The following is a 16,510-nucleotide window of genomic DNA, read 5'->3' as shown; positions in this document are numbered from 1 at the left end:
TATACACTGCATTTTTAATTCCGCAAATAAAAAAAGAAAAAATATTAATTTATTTAGGCAAATTTCTGACGCTCTATCATATAGGTCGATAATATTTTATCAAACCCTTTATTAATATCCGCTTCAACGTACTTAATTCGATATTGTGAGCAACGTAATTTCAAGTTTTTAAAATAAGTATCTACCGCTTTTTCGTAGTTGTCTTTAATGGTATCCGGATACAGGTCAATGGTTTCTCCAGTTTCAATATCTACAAACCGTTTTGGTCTGTTATCAAAATTAAAATTTAGTTCTTTTTCTTTATCAAACACATGAAAAACCACGACTTCATGCTTGTTATACTTTAAATGTCTAAGGGCTTCAAAAATCTTCTCATCATCTTCAGAAGTTTGAAACATATCCGTAAACACAAAAATCAAAGAGCGTCTGTGAATTTTTTCAGCAATTAAATGTAAATATTTATAAGTTTCAGTAGTATCAGTTTTTTTTAAGTTTATAACCGAATTACTTAGTTCACTTAATAACATCTGATGATGACGTTCACTCCCTTTTTCAGGCGAATAAAAATCATAATCATCACTGTAGATACTCAACCCAACAGCATCGCGTTGTTTTTTAAGAATATGCATTAAACAAGCGCAAGCCAATACCGAAAATGAAATTTTATTCAAATTAGCTATCGTAGAACCAGCGCTTTCAGGATAATGCATCGAGGCGCTATTATCTACAATGAGGTGACATCGGAGATTAGTTTCTTCGTCATAGCGCTTTGTATGTAGCCTATCTGTTTTAGCGTAAAGTTTCCAATCAATGTGTTTAGTACTCTCGCCTTGATTGTAAATTTTATGCTCTGCAAACTCTGCCGAAAATCCATGAAACGGACTTTTATGCATACCCGCAATAAAACCTTCAACCACTTGTTTGGCTAACAATTCAAGGTTTTTAAAACCACCTGCTTTATTTAATTCTTTTCTTAAATCCATGAGTTACCGAAACTAAAAAAGGTTTGTCATACAGACAAACCTTTTATAAATTCTTTTTGAATATATAGCTTATAGTAAAGCGTCTAAAGCTTCAGCGTAAGCATTCTTTGGTGCAACACCAACTTGACGACCAACAACTTCTCCGTCTTTAAAAACTAAAACTGTCGGAATATTTCTTACACCGTATTTAGCAGCAAACTCTTGGTTAGCATCTACATCTACCTTACCAACAACCGCTTTACCGTCGTACTCTGAGCTAATCTCATCAATAATTGGTCCTACCATGCGACAAGGTCCGCACCAAGCTGCCCAAAAGTCTACCATTACTGGTTTATCGCTATTTAATACTTGCTCTTCAAAAGTTGCATCTGTTATTTCTAATGCCATAATATTTATTTTTAATGTATTCTACTTCGGTTTAATATACAAAATTAGTCAAAAATTCTGCCAAACCTTACAATGGCAGTATTTCATTTGACTATGCGCATATTGACGCATTTTATTTATTTTATTTGGGCGCATCCAAGACCAGAAAAAGGTCTCGGTCGGGCTTTCACTACTCGCTTCCCAACAAATGTTGGGCGAGCTCAAACATGCCGTTCAATCCCTTGCGCTGGCTGATTTGGTTTCTCGTCGCTATCACAAAGATTCTTTAATTCTTACCAAATTCTTTCAATTGCGTCTTAGAACCTCCAACTTCCGACTCTAAATCAATTTAATCGATACTTAATATCATAATCCGACAAACTATTCAAAAGGTCTTGCGAAATCTTCACTTTATGCTTTCGGCTTGGCATGTTCAGTTTTATTTTTTCTTGACTATCGTACACTATGAAATTTAATTTGTTGTTTCCGTCATGAAGTCTGAAAAGACTTTCAAGCTTGGTAACCGTATCTTCTTTTAAATCTCTAACATCTAATTGTACAGACAGCTTTTTCGCATATGTATCCATGACATCGTGCAATAATTGAAAATTATTAAACTGTATTCGGGGCTCACCTTTTTTGCCAGTTTCTCTATTCACCCAACCTTCTTTTACAAAAGCTTGCACATGCACAAAAGAATTCTGAACTAAAAAATGACGAAACTTTAAGTAATCTTCACCGAAAATTCTGAACTCAAAACTATCTGTATAATCTTCAATGGTAAACATTGCCCAACCCTTGCCTTGCTTACTAATGCGGTGTTGTACTTCTGTAACAACGCCACCAAATTTTATATTCTGATTCAGCATAGTTTCCAGATTATTAAAATCTGCAATTACACCATTGCAAAAGCTTTTCATTTCAATCTTGAAATCATCTAAAGGATGTCCAGAAATGTATATCCCTACGACTTCTTTTTCGCGAGATAATTTTTCCATTGTTCCCCAATCTTCGCAAGGCGGCACTTGAGGTTCGGCAATCTCAACACCACTAGCTTCGCCAAATAGACTGACTTGAGCAGAATTTTCATTTTCTTGGTGTTTAGCGCCATATTTTACAGCCTTTTCTAAAAATGTAATACCATCACCATCATGAGCAAAATATTGAGCACGATGTGTATCTTCGAAACAATCAAAACCACCAGCATTAGCGAGACCCTCAAAAGCTTTTTTATTAGCTGCACGCAGGTCTATACGTTTTGCTAAATCAAAAATAGACTTGTAATTTCCGTCTTTTTTTCTGTTCTCAATAATGGTTTTTACTGCGCCGTGACCAACACCTTTTATAGCACCCATTCCAAAACGGACAGCGTTATCTTTATTAACCGAGAATTTGTAATAACTCTCATTAACACTTGGTCCAAGCACAGGTAAACGCATACGTTTACACTCTTCCATAAAGAAGGTGACGGACTTTATGTCATTCATATTATTAGACAAAACCGCTGCCATATATTCTGCAGGGTAATGTGCTTTTAAATACGCCGTTTGGTAAGCAATCCATGCATAACACGTAGAGTGCGATTTGTTGAATGCATAACTTGCAAAAGCTTCCCAATCTTTCCAGATTTTTTCGAGCTTTTTCTCGTCCATGCCTTTTGCAGCAGCTTGCGAAATAAATTTTGGTTTCATCTTATCCAAAACCGCTTTCTGCTTTTTACCCATGGCTTTACGTAAGACATCGGCTTCACCTTTTGTAAAATCTGCGAGTTTTTGAGAAAGTAACATCACTTGCTCTTGGTAAACCGTGATACCATAAGTTTCTTTTAAATATTCTTCGGTTTCTGGTAAATCGTAAACAATTTCTTCTTCGCCATGTTTACGGCGAATAAAACTCGGAATATATTCCATCGGGCCAGGACGATACAAGGCATTCATGGCAATTAAATCATCAAAAACCGTAGGTTTTAAATGCTTCATGTGCTTTTGCATTCCAGGAGATTCATACTGAAAAATCCCAACTGTTTCTCCACGTTGAAACAGTGCATAAGTTTCTTCATCATCCAACGGGAAATTTTCTGGGTCAAGCGTAATGCCATGCTTGGCTTTTACAATTTTAACCGTGTCTTTAATCAGCGTCAAGGTTTTTAACCCCAAGAAATCCATTTTTAATAACCCAGCACTTTCAACTACGGAGTTATCGAATTGTGTGACATACAAATCGGAATCTTTTGCTACGGCAACAGGCACATAGTTAGTAATATCACCAGGCGTGATAATAACTCCACATGCGTGGATTCCTGTGTTTCTTACTGAACCTTCTAAAATTCGGGCTTGGTTAACAGTTTCTGCTTGTAAATCTTCACCATCAGAAATATTTAAAAGCTCATTAATTTTTTCTAAATCTTCAGCCCTAAATTTTGCTGCTAATTCTTTTTCGCTTTTACCAAAAATCTTTCCTAGTTTGGACATTAACGGAATTAGCTTAGCAATATGGTCAGCTTCATTAAGCGGTAAATCTAGAACACGCGCCGTATCTCGGATAGATGATTTTGCCGCCATTGTCCCATAAGTGATAATCTGAGCTACCTGATTTGCACCGTATTTATCAATGACGTATTGCATGACTCGACCACGACCTTCGTCATCAAAATCGATATCAATGTCGGGCATACTTACACGATCTGGATTTAAGAAACGCTCAAAAAGTAAGTCGTACTTTATTGGGTCTATATTTGTAATCCAAAGACAATACGCAACCACAGAACCTGCTGCCGAACCACGACCCGGACCAACGGAAACATCCATGTTTCGAGCTTCGCGAATAAAATCTTCAACAATCAAGAAATACCCTGGATAACCTGTGTTTTCAATTACTGAAAGTTCAAAATCAAGACGTTCTTTTATCTCATCTGTAATTTCGCCATAACGTTTTTTGGCACCTTCATAGGTAAGGTGTTTTAAATAAGCATTTTCACCTCTTTTTCCGCCATCAGATTTGTCTTCTTCAAATTTAAATTCGTCTGGAATATCAAAAGCAGGAAGCAAAACATCTCTTGCTAACTCATAAGCTTCAACCTTATCGATGACTTCTTCAATATTTACAATAGCTTCAGGAATATCTCTGAATAACGCCTTCATTTCTTCCGAAGACTTGAAATAATATTCTTGATTTGGCAAACCGTAACGGTAACCACGACCACGGCCAATTGGTGTTGCTTGTTTTTCGCCATCTTTTACACACAGTAGAATATCATGTGCATTTGCGTTTTCTTGTTCTACATAATAAGTATTATTTGTAGCAACAAGTTTTACGTTATGTTTTTGTGCAAACTGAATTAAAACTGGATTAACGCGGTTTTCATCTTCTTGATTATGGCGCATTAATTCAATATATAAATCGTCTTTAAAAGTCTCTTTCCACCAAATTAAAGCTTCTTCGGCTTGTTTTTCACCGACATTTAAAACCTTACTTGGCACTTCGCCATAAAGGTTTCCTGTTAGGCAAATTAAATCTTCTTTGTATTGCTCAATAAGTTTCTTATCTATTCTTGGTACGTAGTAAAATCCGTTTGTAAATGCTGCAGATGAAAGCTTTGCTAAATTGTGATAACCATTTTTGTTTTTAGCTAATAAAACAATTTGGTAGCCGTTGTCTTTTCGGGTTTTGTCTTCGTGATTTTCGCAAACAAAAAACTCGCAACCAATAATTGGTTTTATGATTCTACCTTGCTTTTCTTCTCCATTTTCTTCGGCTAAAGCATGCTGCTCTTTTACGGATTTGTTATGGGCAGAAACTGCACTAACAAAATGAAACGCACCCATCATATTGCCATGGTCGGTCATAGCAACGGCAGGCATGTTTTCTTTAGCTGCAGCTTCAACTAAATCTTTAACACTGATAGTTGATTGTAATATGGAAAACTGAGAGTGGTTGTGCAAATGCGCAAAATCGGCATCAGCAAGTTTTGAAGCTGCCTCTTTATTGGTACCACTTATTACAGCATCCGTTTGTTCCTTTTGAAGACGTTCATTTATTTTGGCACTTTCGCGCTTTAAATTAACGTGTTTAAGGCCAATTCCCTCAATTTTTGAAGGATTTTGTTGAGAAAATTCTTCAAAATAATCTGGCTGAACATCGAGTTGCTCTTTAGTGTACTCTCTTCGTCTTATTAATTCTAAAAAACAACGTGTAGTTGCCTCAACATCGGCAGTTGCATTATGTGCTTCGCCAAAAGGGGTATTGAATAAAAACTCGTGAAGCTCGGTAAGTGTGGGAAGTTTATATTTTCCGCCTCGACCACCAGGAATTTGACACAACGCTGCGGTATGCTCTGTACAAGTGTCTAGGACCGGCAAGTCTTGTAATATATTTTCTACATTTTCACGGACAAATTCTGCGCCCATAATATTAACATCGAAGCCAACATTTTGTCCTACAATAAATTTTGTTTTGGACATGGCGATGTTAAATTTTTCTAATACTTCAGAAAGCGCGACACCTTGCTCGTCGGCAAGCTCAGTAGAAATACCATGAATTTTTTCCGCATCATAAGGAATATTAAAACCATCGGGCTTTATCAAATAATCTTGATGCTCAATGCAATTACCCATAGCATCATGCAACTGCCAAGCAATTTGTATAGCTCGTGGCCAGTTGTCTGTATCAGTAATTGGTGCATTCCAATTTTTAGGTAAACCTGTGGTTTCGGTATCAAATATTAAGTACATAAATAGCCCTTTTAATTTTTTCTATACTTAGAGTGCGCTCAGCAAGAGCAAGAAAAAAATTATAATCCTAACGTAAAAAGTTAGCAGATAAACTTACGAAGAATTTGTACTTTTTTAAACCTAAGTTGTTAAGAGTTTTAAACATAAAAAAACCACGCAATTTGCGTGGTTTTAAATTTATTTGAGATTGACGATTACGCCAATGATTCTTCGTAAATTTTTACTTTATTAATCGAATTTTCGATTACGTTTCTTTGTTCTCTCAACAATTCAATTAATCTTGAAGGGAAATTATTATTAGATAGCAAATTGTTGTATTCTTCTAAACTTGCCTTCTCTCCTCTTAAAGCTTCTTCTAAAATAACCTCTTCACTGTTTGATGAAAACGTATTTTTTAAAGTCATCCAATTACGATGCATTGTCCCTTTTAAACTTCCTGAATCCTCTGGCATTTCTCCATAAGTTAAAATTTCAGTTCTTAATTGTCTTGCAAAAATGCTTCTCTGTTCAGCTTGTTTACCAAAAAACTCTTTTAAGTTGGTATTATCTACCTCTTTCATTGCTTTTATGTATCCGCTTTCAGCATCATAATTCTTGATTAATAATTCGTTTAATTTGTCAGAAATAATTTTTTCGTACTTCATAATATCTTTTATCATTTTAATATTTCAATAAATTTTTTAAAGATGCATATTGTTTTACATCCATTCTTATTATAACAGATAATGAGCTAACAAACAAGGGTTTTAACGGTATTTTTAAGTATTTTCCTTCTTTTAACGCTGTTTAACAAAAAAACGCCGCTACATGAGTAACGGCGTAATATTTATTGATTTAATTTCTATCTAATTTTGCAAATAATCTGGAGTGCCATTCATGTCTGAATCTAGGGCATCATCCGGATTTCCATCGCCATTTGGGTCTGGATTTTCGTTAACAGTTAATGCACCATCATTATCATCGTCGTCATCAAGGTAATCTAAAATTCCGTCCATATCTGTATCTTGTCCAGCGGCAGCGTTTTCAAAACTACTTAAAATAGAATCGCCATCGTCATCATTATCAAGGTAGTTTGGCGTACCATCGCCATCGGTATCTCCAGTTTCGGCAGACGTATCTACACCATCACCATCGTCATCTGCATCTAAAAAATCTGGAGTTCCGTCCATATCTGTATCATCGTTATTTAAATTTCCATCACCATTAATATCTTCAAATGAATTTGGGATACCATCCATATCATCATCATCACAATCTAAATTGTCGAAAGCCATTTGCAACGAACCATCCGTATCATCACAAGACAGTAGTTGAATTTCTAGGGCAGCTTGGTAATCTTCGCATAATGTTGGACTTGGGTTTCCAGAGCCAAATTGTGCAGCAAGCATCATAGCCGCGTTAGTTGCAATTTCACATGTTGTACCGCCAGTTTCTTCTACAATATTTTGACGTATTGGTACTTGAAAGAATACACCATCGATAAAATTTACTGAATTTAAGCCGTCAGCAGAGAATGCATTAAACCTAAAAGAACCTGTTACCGTATTAGCAACGGTATTAAATTCTGTTATTTCTATAAGTCCATCCGAAGGAAATACCTGAATTGATGCATCTGGTGCATTTAATGTTGAATACACAGTGCCATCAACACCTCTAAATCTAGCTTCACTTGTATTATTGTCTCCTAATGGATATTGTGCAACATCTGTTCTTGTAGTAAATAACAAAAGTACTTCTGTACCGCGCTGTGCTCTAACAATTAAACCGCCATCTTTTGTAGCAGCAGTATGCACTGTAGCTCTCCAGGCTTGCCCTTCAAAATTTCCTTGTACGGCAGGATTATTAAATTCTACAGTATCTGCACATCCGAAGAATAATGCTACTAATAATAAATAAAGTAAGTTTTTATACATTTCTTTTAAATTTGAGACGTCAAGTCTTATAACGTTTAAATAGCTTTCAAAAGTATATTATTTTTTTGAGAATTCTAAAAGCAATTTAAACACTTGAAAATTAAAAAAATATATTATCTTTGCGCCCTCATTAATAACAGAGGTCGAGAACCTCAACTAATTAATTATTATGCCTGTAAAAATTAGATTACAAAGACACGGTAAAAAAGGAAAACCTTTTTACTGGATTGTTGCCGCAGATTCGCGCGCAAAAAGAGATGGTAAATACCTAGAAAAATTAGGAATTTACAATCCAAACGTTAACCCAGCACAAATTGAATTAGACGTTGATGGTGCAGTACAGTGGTTAAACAATGGTGCACAGCCTACAGATACAGCGAGAGCTATTTTATCTTACAAAGGTGCTATGTTAAAAAAGCATTTAAAAGGCGGTGTTGCTAAAGGCGCTTTAACTGAAGAGCAAGCAGAAGAGAAATTTAACGCTTGGTTAGAAGAAAAAGAAGCCAAAGTACAAGCTAAAGCTGATGGATTATCTAAAGCAGAAGCAAATGCAAAGGCAGAAGCATTAAAAGCTGAAAAAGCTGTTAACGATGCACGTGTAGCTGCTGCACAACCTGAAGTTGAAGAAGTTCCTGAAACTCCAGAAAATGTTGATGCTTCTGACGAAGTTGAAGCAATTGAAACAAAAGAAGAAGAATAAAAAATTTATTTTTATACTTTTAAACCCAGACCATTATGCGTCTGGGTTTTTTATGCAAAAACATTTTTTAAAATGCTGAATGAATTTCAGCAAGTCTTAACTAAAATTTAAATAACCCTGAAATTAATCTGGGTTGACACATAAGAATTTGTCATGAAAAAAGACGATTGCTTTTACCTTGGTAAAATCGTAAAAAAGTATAGTTTTAAGGGCGAACTTTTAGCAAAACTTGATACAGACGAACCAGATTTGTATGATAATTTAGACGCTATTTTTATAGATTTAAGAGGTAATCTCGTGCCCTTTTTAATTGAAAAATCGCAGCTTCATAAATCCGATTTATTACGATTAAAATTTGAAGATGTAGATACCGAAGCCGATGCTGACGCGCTTATAAAATCTGACTTATATTTACCTCTAGAATTACTTCCAAAACTAGAAGGCAACAAGTTTTACTTTCATGAAGTCATTGGATTTACGATAACAGACAATAATTTTGGAATAGTTGGAAAAATCGTTGGTATAAATGACAGTACTGCACAAGCGCTATTTGAAATAGATAGAGAAGGTACAGAAATTTTAATTCCAATGAATGATGAGTTTATTGTAAAAATCGATAGAGAAAACGAAACGGTAATTGTAAAAACTCCTGAAGGTTTAATAGATTTGTATCTTTCAGAATAATGAGCTCTTCCTCTTTTAAATTTAAACAATTCACAGTAGAACAAGACCGCTGCGCCATGAAAATTGGAACTGATGGTGTTCTCCTAGGCGCTTGGACAAGCATAAAACACAATCCTTTTGCAATTTTAGATATTGGCGCTGGTACTGGTATTTTATCTTTAATAATGGCACAGCGCACAGATGCAGAAGTCATTGAAGCTATTGAAATAGATGACAACGCCTACGAACAATGTGCTAATAATTTTGAAAACTCACCTTGGAGCGACCGCTTATTTTGTTATCATGCATCACTTTTAGAATTTGCAAATGAAGTTGATGATCAATACGATAGCATCATTTGCAATCCGCCTTTTTACTCTGAAGATTATAAAACCGAAAACACTTCGCGAGATTTAGCAAGGTTTCAAGACGCAATGCCCTTTGAGCATTTGGTTTTTGCCGCTAAAAAATTTCTTTCAAAGGATGGAGTTTTTTCAGTAGTTATTCCTTTTAAAGAAGAAATATATTTTGAAGAGCTTGCAGCTAAAGTAGGATTGTTTGCTGTTCGGAAACTTCACGTTAGAGGTCATAAAGATGCTGATATTAAAAGAAGCTTGATAGAATTTTCATTTACTAAAACAGCGCTTAAAACTTCAGAATTAATTATAGAAAACGGCAGACACAACTACACAGAAGATTATATAAATATTGTTAAAGACTTCTATCTAAATATGTAACCAGCTACTGGTTTGAAAACTTTTTGTTTAACTTTGAGTATTAAGACAAGTATATCTAATACTCCATAAACTTTGAGTACACCTAAAATAAAGATTTCCGCACAAAGCCTTATTAAATCACTATTTTTAATTGGTGGTATTCTTACTCTATTTTACATAGGCAAAAGCATCATAATGCCATTATTTCTTAGCGCAATTTTAGCAATTCTCTTAGACATACCTGTTAAAATAATGAAGAAATGGGGAATGCCAAATTGGTTTGCTATTACACTATCAATTTTACTAATGGTTGTTCTTTTTTGCCTAATAATTTGGCTCGTAGGTTCGCAGATTAATTATATGTCTGAGGATTGGCCAACAATTAAGGAAAAAGCCACAGAAAAACTAAATATTTTTTCTGAATGGGCTAACCAATCACTCCACTGGGATTATAAAGATTATATAGAATCTAATAAAAAATTGGTTCAAAATGCTGAAAGTTTTATAAGCTCATTCTTATCTTCAATTATGAGCTTATTATCTCAATCGCTTATTATTTTTATATACATCATTCTCTTTCTTGTACAAAAACAACAATTTGTAACATTTTCCAAAAAATTATTTTCAAACGAGCAAACCGTTACATTACTTTTAAACGATGTAGCAAAGATTACAAAAAGCTATTTTATTGGTAAAGGAAAAATTATGCTTTTCCTCTTTATTATTTACTATATAGGATTTACTCTAGGTTCAGTACCATATGCACTATTCTTAGCTTTATTTGCTGCAACATTTTCAATAATTCCCTACGTTGGTAATATCATTGGAGGTGGCGTGGCTATAGTTTTGTCTTACCTCTATGCTGGCTCAACACCGGCATTAATTGTTATTGGCGTTATTAGTGCAACCCAATTATTAGAAAGTTATGTTTTAACGCCATGGATTATTGGTGACAATATTAACTTAAATCCTTTTGTAACCATATTTGCCATTATCTTATTTTCTGCACTTTGGGGTGTTGTCGGTGCAATAATTGCGCTTCCTTTGATAGGAATTTTAAAAGTAATTTTTGACTATACTAAGGGCATGGAAGCTTATGCTTATATGTTGAAAAAAGAAGATTAGATTTTTTTAATTAAGTACAATTGACGATTGGAAAAATTGAATTTAAATTGTTAGCTGAAAACGTTTTCGTTACCTTTGTTTTCATAAATTTTAGCACATGAAACCAGATTTATTTGAAGCTCCAGATTATTATAACATTGACGATTTACTTTCCGAAGAACATAAATTAGTTCGCGATGCCGCCCGCGACTGGGTAAAGCGCGATGTATCTCCAATTATTGAAGAAGCTGCGCAAAAAGCAGAATTCCCAAAATCTATTATTGGTGGTTTAGCTGAAATTGGTGCTTTTGGCCCGTATATTCCAGAAGAATATGGTGGTGCAGGTTTGGACCAAATTTCATACGGATTAATTATGCAAGAAATAGAACGCGGAGACTCTGGTGTAAGAAGTACCGCATCTGTTCAAAGTTCTTTAGTTATGTATCCTATTTGGAAATATGGAAACGAAGAACAACGTCAAAAATACCTGCCTAAATTAGCTAGTGGTGAATGGATGGGAAGTTTTGGATTAACTGAACCAGACCATGGAAGTAATCCTGGCGGAATGACTACAAACTTTAAAGACATGGGTGACCATTATCTATTAAATGGCGCCAAAATGTGGATATCTAATTCGCCATTTTGTAATGTTGCCGTAGTTTGGGCAAAAAATGAAGAAGGCCGTATTCACGGTTTAATTGTTGAGCGTGGCATGGAAGGTTTTTCAACACCAGAGACACATAACAAATGGTCTCTAAGAGCATCTGCAACTGGTGAACTTATTTTTGATAACGTTAAAGTACCAAAAGAAAATTTATTACCAAATAAATCTGGTCTTGGCGCACCATTAGGCTGTTTAGACTCTGCTCGCTATGGTATTGCTTGGGGCGCAATCGGTGCAGCAATGGACTGTTATGACACTGCGTTGCGTTACAGTAAAGAACGTATTCAGTTTGGAAAACCAATAGGACAATTTCAATTGCAACAGAAGAAGCTAGCCGAAATGATTACCGAAATTACAAAAGCACAATTATTAGCATTGCGTCTCGGACAACTTAAAAATGAAAATAAAGCTACTTCTGCTCAAATTTCAATGGCAAAAAGAAACAATGTAGATATGGCACTAACCATTGCTCGCGATGCCAGACAAATGCTTGGCGGCATGGGAATTAGTGGCGATTATAGCATTATGCGACATATGATGAATCTCGAAAGTGTTGTAACTTATGAAGGTACACATGATATTCATTTGTTAATTACAGGACTAGATATAACTGGTCTAAATGCTTTTAAATAAAAAAATTATAATTTTTCTAAGTGTATTCTTTTTTTTAAGAATGCACTTTTTTTAATTTAAAAACTAATATGACACCAAATCATATCAACTCCAAAATTGAAGGTTTAAAACAGGAATTACTTCAACATTCATTATATAAAAACATTAAAACAGTAGAAGATTTAAATATTTTTCTACAATATCACGTGTTTGCGGTTTGGGATTTTATGTCGCTTTTAAAAGCACTTCAAAATAAGTTAACGGGTACAACTTTGCCTTGGATTCCTGTTGGTTTGCCATCAACAAGATACTTGATAAATGAAATTGTATTAGCCGAAGAAACTGATATAAATATAGATGGCCAAAGACAAAGTCATTTTGAAATGTATTTGGAAGCCATGGAAGATTTAAAGGCAAATACATATTTTATTTTAGATATTATTAAAAACGTTAATGAAGGTAAAGACTTGTTTTCAGTTATCTCAAATGCTAAATTACCAACTGAAATTAAAGACTTTTTAAAACATACATTCACAATAGCTGTTAAAGGAGAACCTCACGAGATTGCAGCAGCTTTCACTTTTGGAAGAGAAGATTTAATCCCGAATATGTTTACTGAAATCTTAAAAGAATTTCAGGTCAATTTTCCTGAGAAAGACCTCAAAAAGTTGGTTTATTATTTTGAAAGACATATAGAACTTGATGCAGATGAGCATGGACCAATGGCAATGGCCATGATTACTGATTTATGTAAAAATGACTCAAAAAAATGGCAGGATGTAGAGTTGACTTCTATTACTGCCTTAGAAAAACGCATCCAACTTTGGGATTGCATAGAGCAAGAGATTTTAAAAAACAAACAAAGCGTAATAAAAGAATATGGAAATATTTAATAAAATGATTTCTGTATTTTTACTACATGTTTTCAGCAAAAAAACGATTAGACAACGCTTACAAAAATGCCAAATGCATTTGGTTTAATGATGATTCAAAATTTGTCTTGTTTAGCGATTGTCATCGTGGAGACAATAGTTTTGCTGACGATTTTGCCAACAACAGAAATATCTATTTTCATGCCCTAAAGCATTATTACAACGAAGGTTTTAATTATACAGAATTAGGCGATGGTGACGAACTTTGGGAAAATCTTTCATTTAGCTCGTTACTATATGCACACAAGAATGTATACATGCTTTTAAAAAAATTTCATGATGAGGATAGATTGCATATGATTTGGGGAAACCATGATATGGTATATCGTAAAGAATCTTACTTAAAAGAGCATCTCAACACTTATTTTGACCCAAAAACTGGAAAGGACGAAGACTTATTATGTGATATAAAATATCATGAAGGAATTGTTTTAAAACATATTAAAACTAAGCAAGAATTGTTTTTATGTCACGGTCATCAAGCCGATTGGTGGAATTATTTGTTTTGGAAAGTTAGCCGTTTTATGGTGCGAATTTTATGGAAACCATTAAATGTAATGGGAATTGCCGATCCAACAAGCCCAGCAAAAAATTACAAAGAACTCATAAAAGTAGAACGACGAACTAAACGCTGGATTATTGAAAATAATAATCTTATTACTATTACTGGCCATACACATAGACCACGTTTTCCTGAACCTGGCGATATTGCCTATTTTAATGACGGAAGTTGTGTCCACCCGAGAAGTATAACAGGTTTAGAAATTGAAAATGGCGCCATATCATTAGTAAAATGGCAAATTGTAACCACAGAAGATGGTACGCTTAAAATAGATAGGTTTTTATTGGAAGGTCCAACAGATTTAAAAAGCTATAAGACGGACTAATAGTTAACTGTTTCGCTTTGAACTTTTGCAGAAGGTACAATTACACGCATTTCATTGATTTTTCGGTTTAAATTTTCAAGACTTATTTCTGTTGCACTTTGTCCCAAAATTTCGTTTTTTGCCATATCAATAAGCTCAAATCGCCAACTGCCACACTCTAATTTTTTGATTTTATAGGCATCGTATTGTTGTGCATTTTTTCTAATTTTCATAATTAATGAAACAGCTTCTGAACGGCAAGTACAGTAACGACTTACAAATTCAATCGTATCATTAGACTTTATAAGTATTCTACACTCTTTTCCTTTGCTTTCAAAAACTGTAAAATTGACCATAAATATTGCTTTTACAATATTTACGAAAAAAACAAAATGTAGGTTTGCCTTTTAGGGAAATTTAAGATTCTGGTGCCAACTCAACCTCTAAACCATCAAGCTCAGTTGTGATGTGTATTTGACAGCCTAAACGACTATTATCTTCTACATAAAATGCTTCTGAAAGCATAGCTTCCTCGTCATCTTGCATTTCGGGTAAATTATGATTAGACTTAATGTAACATTGACAAGACGCACACATTGCCATACCACCACAAACACCAATTGTACCTTCTGGTGCTAACTCATAGGAACGGATGACCTCCATAAGATTCATTGCCATATCGGTAGGCGCTTCAATATTGTGTGTTACACCATCGCGGTCAATGATTGTAATGTTTATGTCCTGACTATCCATACTAGAAAAACTAATAAAAAAGTAAAATTAATCAATCTTTTTTACAACAGCTTTTGGCGCTTCTTTTCTCGTACCATCAAACCCATCGACACCAGCAACCGTTGTGTACTTAAGCACATAACGTTTACCTGGATTTATAATTTTATATGCAGCTTGACACATTAAAGTTGCCTCATGAAAACCACAAAGAATGAGCTTTAATTTTCCTGGATATATGTTACCATCTCCAATGGCAAAAATACCAGGAATATTAGTCTGATAATCTAGAGCGTTGTTGACTTTAACAGCATTTTTTTCAATCTCTAATCCCCAATTGGCAATTGGACCTAATTTTGGAGAAAGTCCAAACAACGGTATAAAATTATCGCACTCAATTTCGTATTCTTTTTCGATATGCTCAGCTTGTTTTACAACTACTGCTTTTAAATGGTCATCACCTAAAAGTCCAATAACTTCTGCAGGAGTTACAAGATTAATTTTTCCTGCGTTTTTCAATTCTTGAACTTTGTCTACAGAATCTAAATGACCACGGAATTCGTTTCGTCTGTGAATTAAGGTAACTTCCTTGGCAACGTCGGCTAAAAATATACTCCAATCTAATGCTGAATCTCCACCACCAGCAATAACCACACGTTTATCTCTGTAAACTTCTGGGTCTTTAATTATGTAAGCAACGCCTTTATCTTCGAAATCTGCAATATTATGAATAAGTGGTTTACGAGGCTCAAAACTTCCTAGTCCACTTGCAATTGCTACAACAGGCGCTTTATGTTTTGTACCCTTATTTGTAGTTACAATAAACGAACCATCTTCTTGTTTATCTATAGTTTCTGCACGCTCTCCTAGTGTAAAGCCTGGCTCAAATTGTTTACATTGTTCCAAGAGTTTATCCGTTAAATCTCCAGCAAGAATTTCTGGATAAGCAGGAATATCGTAAATGGGTTTTTTGGGATAAATTTCAGAACATTGACCTCCTGGTTGTGGCAATGCATCAATGAGATGACATTTTAATTTTAATAATCCTGCTTCGAAAACTGCGAAAAGGCCTGTTGGACCAGCACCTATTATTATTATATCTGTTGTAATCATACTAATTCCCAAAAATGTGGGTATCTTTTTTTTGAAATCTTGATGAATATAAATTCGTTAGATTTTTTATGACATTATTTGGCTTACTTGCGCTAAGGATTGAGGCATTGTTGGAGCTCATCTTTGATAGCGACTGCCGAAAGCCTGACCCTTGTGGTCGCGCCCGAAAAAACTATTCTACATTAACCACTTGTTCTATTTGTGGTGCGTATTTTTTTATAGTCATCTCTACACCCGATTTTAGAGTCATTTGATTGACACTGCACGAGATACATGCACCTTGCAACTGTACTTTTACGAGCTTGTCATCCTCAATAGATAAAAGTGCTATATCGCCGCCATCGCTTTGGAGAAAGGGACGAATTTCGTCTAGTGCTTTTTCTACGTTTTGTCTTATTTCTTCGCTTGTCATCATTTCT

At 34.7% G+C, this 16,510-nt stretch carries 16 protein-coding genes; 7 read left to right on the top strand and 9 right to left on the bottom strand.

What is annotated here, in order from left to right; genetic code table 11:
- Positions 1-53: 53 nt before the first annotated feature.
- From ACFQ1Q_RS06880 to ACFQ1Q_RS06860, 5 genes are all read right to left on the bottom strand, one after another.
- Entirely contained in the window at positions 54-983 is a 930-nt protein-coding gene (locus tag ACFQ1Q_RS06880) for a DUF58 domain-containing protein (RefSeq protein WP_386129297.1), read from the bottom strand.
- A gap of 69 nt (positions 984-1,052) precedes the next feature.
- Positions 1,053-1,370 (bottom strand): thioredoxin, encoded by a 318-nt coding sequence (gene trxA, locus ACFQ1Q_RS06875; protein WP_386129295.1) that lies wholly within the window; start codon positions 1,368-1,370, stop codon positions 1,053-1,055.
- Positions 1,371-1,693: 323 nt separating this feature from the next.
- Positions 1,694-6,079 (bottom strand): DNA polymerase III subunit alpha, encoded by a 4,386-nt coding sequence (gene dnaE / locus ACFQ1Q_RS06870; RefSeq protein ID WP_386129293.1) that lies wholly within the window; start codon positions 6,077-6,079, stop codon positions 1,694-1,696.
- 194 nt (positions 6,080-6,273) lie between these two features.
- On the bottom strand, positions 6,274-6,723 hold the full coding sequence (locus ACFQ1Q_RS06865; RefSeq protein ID WP_386129291.1) for a ferritin-like domain-containing protein: 450 nt from the start codon (positions 6,721-6,723) through the stop codon (positions 6,274-6,276).
- A gap of 201 nt (positions 6,724-6,924) precedes the next feature.
- Positions 6,925-7,992 carry a DUF6252 family protein gene (locus tag ACFQ1Q_RS06860; protein WP_386129289.1) on the bottom strand — a complete coding sequence of 356 codons (1,068 nt, stop codon included), beginning with the start codon at positions 7,990-7,992 and terminating at the stop codon, positions 6,925-6,927.
- Positions 7,993-8,161: 169 nt separating this feature from the next.
- Here ACFQ1Q_RS06860 and ACFQ1Q_RS06855 point away from each other — a divergent pair, with 169 nt between their 5' ends.
- From ACFQ1Q_RS06855 to ACFQ1Q_RS06825, 7 genes are all read left to right on the top strand, one after another.
- The gene (locus tag ACFQ1Q_RS06855) at positions 8,162-8,692 is read left to right on the top strand and encodes a 30S ribosomal protein S16 (RefSeq protein ID WP_386129287.1); all 531 of its coding nucleotides are present in this window, start codon (positions 8,162-8,164) and stop codon (positions 8,690-8,692) included.
- A gap of 153 nt (positions 8,693-8,845) precedes the next feature.
- Complete coding sequence (rimM, locus tag ACFQ1Q_RS06850; RefSeq protein WP_386129285.1) at positions 8,846-9,376, top strand: ribosome maturation factor RimM; 531 nt, start codon at positions 8,846-8,848, stop codon at positions 9,374-9,376.
- A gap of 56 nt (positions 9,377-9,432) precedes the next feature.
- Positions 9,433-10,092 carry a tRNA1(Val) (adenine(37)-N6)-methyltransferase gene (locus tag ACFQ1Q_RS06845; RefSeq protein ID WP_386129283.1) on the top strand — a complete coding sequence of 220 codons (660 nt, stop codon included), beginning with the start codon at positions 9,433-9,435 and terminating at the stop codon, positions 10,090-10,092.
- Between the two features lie 72 nt (positions 10,093-10,164).
- Positions 10,165-11,196 carry an AI-2E family transporter gene (locus tag ACFQ1Q_RS06840; RefSeq protein ID WP_386129281.1) on the top strand — a complete coding sequence of 344 codons (1,032 nt, stop codon included), beginning with the start codon at positions 10,165-10,167 and terminating at the stop codon, positions 11,194-11,196.
- A 97-nt stretch (positions 11,197-11,293) separates the two neighbouring features.
- Positions 11,294-12,472, top strand: coding sequence for an acyl-CoA dehydrogenase family protein (locus ACFQ1Q_RS06835; protein ID WP_386129279.1), 1,179 nt, complete (start codon positions 11,294-11,296; stop codon positions 12,470-12,472).
- Between the two features lie 68 nt (positions 12,473-12,540).
- Complete coding sequence (locus ACFQ1Q_RS06830; RefSeq protein WP_386129277.1) at positions 12,541-13,344, top strand: DUF3050 domain-containing protein; 804 nt, start codon at positions 12,541-12,543, stop codon at positions 13,342-13,344.
- Between the two features lie 26 nt (positions 13,345-13,370).
- The gene (locus ACFQ1Q_RS06825) at positions 13,371-14,270 is read left to right on the top strand and encodes a metallophosphoesterase (protein ID WP_386129275.1); all 900 of its coding nucleotides are present in this window, start codon (positions 13,371-13,373) and stop codon (positions 14,268-14,270) included.
- Here the strand turns inward: ACFQ1Q_RS06825 and ACFQ1Q_RS06820 are convergent.
- From ACFQ1Q_RS06820 to ACFQ1Q_RS06805, 4 genes are all read right to left on the bottom strand, one after another.
- A complete protein-coding gene (locus tag ACFQ1Q_RS06820) occupies positions 14,267-14,605 on the bottom strand; it encodes a hypothetical protein (protein ID WP_386129273.1) in 339 nt (112 codons plus the stop codon). The genes ACFQ1Q_RS06825 and ACFQ1Q_RS06820 overlap by 4 nt on opposite strands.
- Before the next feature lie 61 nt (positions 14,606-14,666).
- Positions 14,667-15,002 carry a ferredoxin gene (locus tag ACFQ1Q_RS06815; protein WP_386129272.1) on the bottom strand — a complete coding sequence of 112 codons (336 nt, stop codon included), beginning with the start codon at positions 15,000-15,002 and terminating at the stop codon, positions 14,667-14,669.
- A gap of 27 nt (positions 15,003-15,029) precedes the next feature.
- Complete coding sequence (locus ACFQ1Q_RS06810) at positions 15,030-16,091, bottom strand: NAD(P)/FAD-dependent oxidoreductase (protein WP_386129270.1); 1,062 nt, start codon at positions 16,089-16,091, stop codon at positions 15,030-15,032.
- Between the two features lie 172 nt (positions 16,092-16,263).
- On the bottom strand, positions 16,264-16,503 hold the full coding sequence (locus tag ACFQ1Q_RS06805; RefSeq protein ID WP_386130195.1) for a NifU family protein: 240 nt from the start codon (positions 16,501-16,503) through the stop codon (positions 16,264-16,266).
- Positions 16,504-16,510: the final 7 nt, after the last annotated feature.

It is taken from the genome of Winogradskyella litorisediminis (assembly GCF_042675765.1).
Taxonomy (GTDB): domain Bacteria; phylum Bacteroidota; class Bacteroidia; order Flavobacteriales; family Flavobacteriaceae; genus Winogradskyella; species Winogradskyella litorisediminis.
This window is presented reverse-complemented; position numbering and strand designations above follow the sequence as displayed.

Excerpts from the sequence above, each read along its gene's own strand:
- ACFQ1Q_RS06805 (WP_386130195.1), bottom strand. The coding sequence starts at position 16,503 with ATGACAAGCGAAGAAATAAGACAAAACGTAGAAAAAGCACTAGACGAA.
- ACFQ1Q_RS06830 (WP_386129277.1), top strand. The coding sequence starts at position 12,541 with ATGACACCAAATCATATCAACTCCAAAATTGAAGGTTTAAAACAGGAA.
- ACFQ1Q_RS06815 (WP_386129272.1), bottom strand. The coding sequence starts at position 15,002 with ATGGATAGTCAGGACATAAACATTACAATCATTGACCGCGATGGTGTA.
- ACFQ1Q_RS06865 (WP_386129291.1), bottom strand. The coding sequence starts at position 6,723 with ATGAAGTACGAAAAAATTATTTCTGACAAATTAAACGAATTATTAATC.
- trxA (WP_386129295.1), bottom strand. The coding sequence starts at position 1,370 with ATGGCATTAGAAATAACAGATGCAACTTTTGAAGAGCAAGTATTAAAT.
- ACFQ1Q_RS06855 (WP_386129287.1), top strand. The coding sequence starts at position 8,162 with ATGCCTGTAAAAATTAGATTACAAAGACACGGTAAAAAAGGAAAACCT.
- ACFQ1Q_RS06880 (WP_386129297.1), bottom strand. The coding sequence starts at position 983 with ATGGATTTAAGAAAAGAATTAAATAAAGCAGGTGGTTTTAAAAACCTT.
- ACFQ1Q_RS06835 (WP_386129279.1), top strand. The coding sequence starts at position 11,294 with ATGAAACCAGATTTATTTGAAGCTCCAGATTATTATAACATTGACGAT.
- ACFQ1Q_RS06860 (WP_386129289.1), bottom strand. The coding sequence starts at position 7,992 with ATGTATAAAAACTTACTTTATTTATTATTAGTAGCATTATTCTTCGGA.
- rimM (WP_386129285.1), top strand. The coding sequence starts at position 8,846 with ATGAAAAAAGACGATTGCTTTTACCTTGGTAAAATCGTAAAAAAGTAT.
- ACFQ1Q_RS06820 (WP_386129273.1), bottom strand. The coding sequence starts at position 14,605 with ATGGTCAATTTTACAGTTTTTGAAAGCAAAGGAAAAGAGTGTAGAATA.
- dnaE (WP_386129293.1), bottom strand. The coding sequence starts at position 6,079 with ATGTACTTAATATTTGATACCGAAACCACAGGTTTACCTAAAAATTGG.
- ACFQ1Q_RS06825 (WP_386129275.1), top strand. The coding sequence starts at position 13,371 with ATGTTTTCAGCAAAAAAACGATTAGACAACGCTTACAAAAATGCCAAA.
- ACFQ1Q_RS06810 (WP_386129270.1), bottom strand. The coding sequence starts at position 16,091 with ATGATTACAACAGATATAATAATAATAGGTGCTGGTCCAACAGGCCTT.
- ACFQ1Q_RS06845 (WP_386129283.1), top strand. The coding sequence starts at position 9,433 with ATGAAAATTGGAACTGATGGTGTTCTCCTAGGCGCTTGGACAAGCATA.